Origin of the sequence: Neisseria uirgultaei (assembly GCF_962719845.1) — a bacterium.
GTDB classification, from domain to species: Bacteria; Pseudomonadota; Gammaproteobacteria; order Burkholderiales; family Neisseriaceae; genus Neisseria; species Neisseria bergeri.
The window spans coordinates 1-5,872 of sequence record NZ_CAUIYF010000030.1; the positions used below are offsets into that span (position 1 = coordinate 1).

Sequence of the window (5,872 nt, forward strand, 5' to 3'; positions counted from 1 at the left end):
TTGCCGGTTTGGCGGGGGCTTTGGGTGCGGGCGCGCCGACCGAAGCCTGGTCCTTCAGCTTCGCCAGCACCGCCGGGCCGATGCCCTTCACCTTGGTCAAATCGTCCACAGACTTGAACGCGCCGTTTTGCGCACGGTATTCCACAATGGCCTTCGCCTTCGCCGGACCTATTCCCGGCAGCGCCTCCAACTCCTGCGGCGAAGCGGCATTGATGTTTACCGCCGCAAGGGAGAAGGCGCAGGAGAACAGCATACAAAACAGCACGAACATTTTCTTCATGGTTTTTTCCTTTAAGGGTTGCAAACAATAAAACCGCATCCTGCGGATGATAAGGTGCGTCATTTTAAAATGAATACCCGGACGCTTCAAGCCCCGCATCCGCCCGAAGCCCGCATTCCCCGACCCGCTTTGCGGGTAAGGCAAAAACCCCCGAATAATCGGGGGTTTTCTGAAAGAATGTTTGGCAGTGACCTACTTTCGCATGGAAGAACCACACTATCATCGGCGCTGAGTCGTTTCACGGTCCTGTTCGGGATGGGAAGGCGTGGGACCAACTCGCTATGGCCGCCAAACTTAAACTGTTACAAATCGGTAAAGCCTTAATCAATATATTCGGTGATGACTGAATCAGTCAGTAAGCTTTTATCTCTTGAAGTTCTTCAAATGATAGAGTCAAGCCTCACGAGCAATTAGTATGGGTTAGCTTCACGCGTTACCGCGCTTCCACACCCCACCTATCAACGTCCTGGTCTCGAACGACCCTTTAGTGCGGTTAAACCGCAAGGGAAGTCTCATCTTCAGGCGAGTTTCGCGCTTAGATGCTTTCAGCGCTTATCTCTTCCGAACTTAGCTACCCGGCTATGCAACTGGCGTTACAACCGGTACACCAGAGGTTCGTCCACTCCGGTCCTCTCGTACTAGGAGCAGCCCCCGTCAAACTTCCAACGCCCACTGCAGATAGGGACCAAACTGTCTCACGACGTTTTAAACCCAGCTCACGTACCACTTTAAATGGCGAACAGCCATACCCTTGGGACCGACTACAGCCCCAGGATGTGATGAGCCGACATCGAGGTGCCAAACTCCGCCGTCGATATGAACTCTTGGGCGGAATCAGCCTGTTATCCCCGGAGTACCTTTTATCCGTTGAGCGATGGCCCTTCCATACAGAACCACCGGATCACTATGTCCTGCTTTCGCACCTGCTCGACTTGTCGGTCTCGCAGTTAAGCTACCTTTTGCCATTGCACTATCAGTCCGATTTCCGACCGGACCTAGGTAACCTTCGAACTCCTCCGTTACGCTTTGGGAGGAGACCGCCCCAGTCAAACTGCCTACCATGCACGGTCCCCGACCCGGATGACGGGTCTGGGTTAGAACCTCAAAGACACCAGGGTGGTATTTCAAGGACGGCTCCACAGAGACTGGCGTCTCTGCTTCTAAGCCTCCCACCTATCCTACACAAGTGACTTCAAAGTCCAATGCAAAGCTACAGTAAAGGTTCACGGGGTCTTTCCGTCTAGCAGCGGGTAGATTGCATCTTCACAACCACTTCAACTTCGCTGAGTCTCGGGAGGAGACAGTGTGGCCATCGTTACGCCATTCGTGCGGGTCGGAACTTACCCGACAAGGAATTTCGCTACCTTAGGACCGTTATAGTTACGGCCGCCGTTTACTGGGGCTTCGATCCGATGCTCTCACATCTTCAATTAACCTTCCAGCACCGGGCAGGCGTCACACCCTATACGTCCACTTTCGTGTTAGCAGAGTGCTGTGTTTTTAATAAACAGTCGCAGCCACCTATTCTCTGCGACCCTCCAGGGCTTACGGAGCAAGTCCTTAACCTTAGAGGGCATACCTTCTCCCGAAGTTACGGTATCAATTTGCCGAGTTCCTTCTCCCGAGTTCTCTCAAGCGCCTTAGAATTCTCATCCTGCCCACCTGTGTCGGTTTGCGGTACGGTTCGATTCAAACTGAAGCTTAGTGGCTTTTCCTGGAAGCGTGGTATCGGTTACTTCGTGTCCGTAGACACTCGTCGTCACTTCTCGGTGTTAAGAAGACCCGGATTTGCCTAAGTCTTCCACCTACCGGCTTAAACAAGCTATTCCAACAGCTTGCTAACCTAACCTTCTCCGTCCCCACATCGCATTTGAATCAAGTACAGGAATATTAACCTGTTTCCCATCGACTACGCATTTCTGCCTCGCCTTAGGGGCCGACTCACCCTACGCCGATGAACGTTGCGTAGGAAACCTTGGGCTTTCGGCGAGCGGGCTTTTCACCCGCTTTATCGCTACTCATGTCAACATTCGCACTTCTGATACCTCCAGCACACTTTACAATGCACCTTCATCGGCCTACAGAACGCTCCCCTACCATGCCAGTAAACTGGCATCCGCAGCTTCGGTTATAGATTTGAGCCCCGTTACATCTTCCGCGCAGGACGACTCGACCAGTGAGCTATTACGCTTTCTTTAAATGATGGCTGCTTCTAAGCCAACATCCTGGCTGTCTGGGCCTTCCCACTTCGTTTACCACTTAATCTATCATTTGGGACCTTAGCTGGCGGTCTGGGTTGTTTCCCTCTTGACAACGGACGTTAGCACCCGCTGTCTGTCTCCCGAGGAACCACTTGATGGTATTCTTAGTTTGCCATGGGTTGGTAAGTTGCAATAACCCCCTAGCCATAACAGTGCTTTACCCCCATCAGTGTCTTGCTCGAGGCACTACCTAAATAGTTTTCGGGGAGAACCAGCTATCTCCGAGTTTGTTTAGCCTTTCACCCCTATCCACAGCTCATCCCCGCATTTTGCAACATGCGTGGGTTCGGTCCTCCAGTACCTGTTACGGCACCTTCAACCTGGCCATGGATAGATCACTCGGTTTCGGGTCTACACCCAGCAACTGTTCGCCCTATTAAGACTCGGTTTCCCTACGCCTCCCCTATTCGGTTAAGCTCGCTACTGAATGTAAGTCGTTGACCCATTATACAAAAGGTACGCAGTCACACCACAAGGGTGCTCCCACTGTTTGTATGCATCAGGTTTCAGGTTCTATTTCACTCCCCTCCCGGGGTTCTTTTCGCCTTTCCCTCACGGTACTGGTTCACTATCGGTCGATGATGAGTATTTAGCCTTGGAGGATGGTCCCCCCATATTCAGACAGGATTTCACGTGTCCCGCCCTACTTTTCGTACGCTTAGTACCACTATTGAGATTTCGAATACGGGACTATCACCCACTATGGTCAAGCTTCCCAGCTTGTTCTTCTATCTCGACAGTTATCACGTACAGGCTCCTCCGCGTTCGCTCGCCACTACTTGCGGAATCTCGGTTGATTTCTTTTCCTCCGGGTACTTAGATGGTTCAGTTCTCCGGGTTCGCTTCTCTAAGTCTATGTATTCAACTTAGGATACTGCACAGAATGCAGTGGGTTTCCCCATTCGGACATCGCGGGATCATAGCTTTATTGCCAGCTCCCCCGCGCTTTTCGCAGGCTTACACGTCCTTCGTCGCCTATCATCGCCAAGGCATCCACCTGATGCACTTATTCACTTGACTCTATCATTTCAAGAACTTCTTTGACTTCGTTTACCTACCCGTTGACTAGGGAAGTAAACTTGAAATTCCTACTTTGATAAAGCTTACTGCTTTGTTGTGTCTTAATCCTGCCTTTTGTGTTTCAGGATTAAGTCGATACAATCATCACCCAAATACTGTGTTTGTTTTCTTTTCTCTCGCGAGAGATTTTTACCCTTTGCAAAAGGTAAAAATCAAAACAAACTCATTGTCTTTGTTTGTTGATTTCGGCTTTCCAATTTGTTAAAGATCGATGCATCGTTATTTTACTCCGCAAATCAAAATAAGTTGCTATAAAATATAAAAGTACAAATAAAATAAAAGCAACAGGATTACTTTGATTTGCAAAGTTTTGGTGGAGGCAAACGGGATCGAACCGATGACCCCCTGCTTGCAAAGCAGGTGCTCTACCAACTGAGCTATGCCCCCCGTTATTGGTGGGTCTGGGAGGACTTGAACCTCCGACCCCACGCTTATCAAGCGTGTGCTCTAACCAGCTGAGCTACAAACCCGGATTCTCTTCTTAAGCGAACCTTGCCTTCACTCAAGCTTCTTCCGCATCTTTTCAGTTTACCGATAAGTGTGAATGCCTAAAGCCTCTTCTTTCTCTAGAAAGGAGGTGATCCAGCCGCAGGTTCCCCTACGGCTACCTTGTTACGACTTCACCCCAGTCATGAAGCATACCGTGGTAAGCGGGCTCCTTGCGGTTACCCTACCTACTTCTGGTATCCCCCACTCCCATGGTGTGACGGGCGGTGTGTACAAGACCCGGGAACGTATTCACCGCAGTATGCTGACCTGCGATTACTAGCGATTCCGACTTCATGCACTCGAGTTGCAGAGTGCAATCCGGACTACGATCGGTTTTGTGAGATTGGCTCCGCCTCGCGGCTTGGCTACCCTCTGTACCGACCATTGTATGACGTGTGAAGCCCTGGTCATAAGGGCCATGAGGACTTGACGTCATCCCCACCTTCCTCCGGCTTGTCACCGGCAGTCTCATTAGAGTGCCCAACTGAATGATGGCAACTAATGACAAGGGTTGCGCTCGTTGCGGGACTTAACCCAACATCTCACGACACGAGCTGACGACAGCCATGCAGCACCTGTGTTACGGCTCCCGAAAGCACTCCTCCGTCTCTGGAGGATTCCGTACATGTCAAGACCAGGTAAGGTTCTTCGCGTTGCATCGAATTAATCCACATCATCCACCGCTTGTGCGGGTCCCCGTCAATTCCTTTGAGTTTTAATCTTGCGACCGTACTCCCCAGGCGGTCAATTTCACGCGTTAGCTACGCTACTAAGCAATCAAGTTGCCCAACAGCTAATTGACATCGTTTAGGGCGTGGACTACCAGGGTATCTAATCCTGTTTGCTACCCACGCTTTCGAGCATGAACGTCAGTGTTATCCCAGGAGGCTGCCTTCGCCATCGGTATTCCTCCACATCTCTACGCATTTCACTGCTACACGTGGAATTCTACCTCCCTCTGACACACTCTAGTCACCCAGTTCAGAACGCAGTTCCCAGGTTGAGCCCGGGGATTTCACATCCTGCTTAAGTAACCGTCTGCGCTCGCTTTACGCCCAGTAATTCCGATTAACGCTCGCACCCTACGTATTACCGCGGCTGCTGGCACGTAGTTAGCCGGTGCTTATTCTTCAGGTACCGTCATCAGCCGCTGATATTAGCAACAGCCTTTTCTTCCCTGACAAAAGTCCTTTACAACCCGAAGGCCTTCTTCAGACACGCGGCATGGCTGGATCAGGCTTGCGCCCATTGTCCAAAATTCCCCACTGCTGCCTCCCGTAGGAGTCTGGGCCGTGTCTCAGTCCCAGTGTGGCGGATCATCCTCTCAGACCCGCTACTGATCGTCGCCTTGGTGGGCCTTTACCCCACCAACTAGCTAATCAGATATCGGCCGCTCGAATAGCGCAAGGCCCGAAGGTCCCCTGCTTTCTCTCTCAAGACGTATGCGGTATTAGCTGATCTTTCGATCAGTTATCCCCCACTACTCGGTACGTTCCGATATGTTACTCACCCGTTCGCCACTCGCCACCCGAGAAGCAAGCTTCTCTGTGCTGCCGTCCGACTTGCATGTGTAAAGCATGCCGCCAGCGTTCAATCTGAGCCAGGATCAAACTCTTATGTTCAATCTCTAACTTTTTAACTTCTGGTCTGCTTCAAAGAAACCGACAGGACAATGTTCAAAACATTATCTTGTCTGTCTTTCAAACAGTGTGAGGCTCAAGGCACTCACACTTATCGGTAATCTGTTTTGTTAAAGAGCGTT

The 5,872-nt window shown here is 50.9% G+C and carries 1 protein-coding gene, 2 tRNA genes and 3 rRNA genes; all 6 read right to left on the bottom strand.

Annotated features, from left to right (window positions below):
* Positions 1 to 379: helix-hairpin-helix domain-containing protein (locus Q9J32_RS09940; protein WP_373321623.1), on the bottom strand; the 379-nt coding region annotated here is incomplete at its 3' end.
* An 80-nt stretch (positions 380 to 459) separates the two neighbouring features.
* A 5S ribosomal RNA gene (gene rrf, locus Q9J32_RS09945) occupies positions 460 to 573 on the bottom strand.
* Between the two features lie 96 nt (positions 574 to 669).
* Positions 670 to 3,561 (bottom strand): 23S ribosomal RNA (locus Q9J32_RS09950).
* A 371-nt stretch (positions 3,562 to 3,932) separates the two neighbouring features.
* Positions 3,933 to 4,008 (bottom strand) — tRNA-Ala (locus Q9J32_RS09955).
* 6 nt (positions 4,009 to 4,014) lie between these two features.
* Positions 4,015 to 4,091: transfer RNA gene (locus Q9J32_RS09960), tRNA-Ile, on the bottom strand.
* A gap of 100 nt (positions 4,092 to 4,191) precedes the next feature.
* Positions 4,192 to 5,732 (bottom strand): 16S ribosomal RNA (locus Q9J32_RS09965).
* Together the 16S, 23S and 5S rRNA genes with 2 tRNA genes alongside form the textbook arrangement of a ribosomal RNA operon.
* Positions 5,733 to 5,872: the final 140 nt, after the last annotated feature.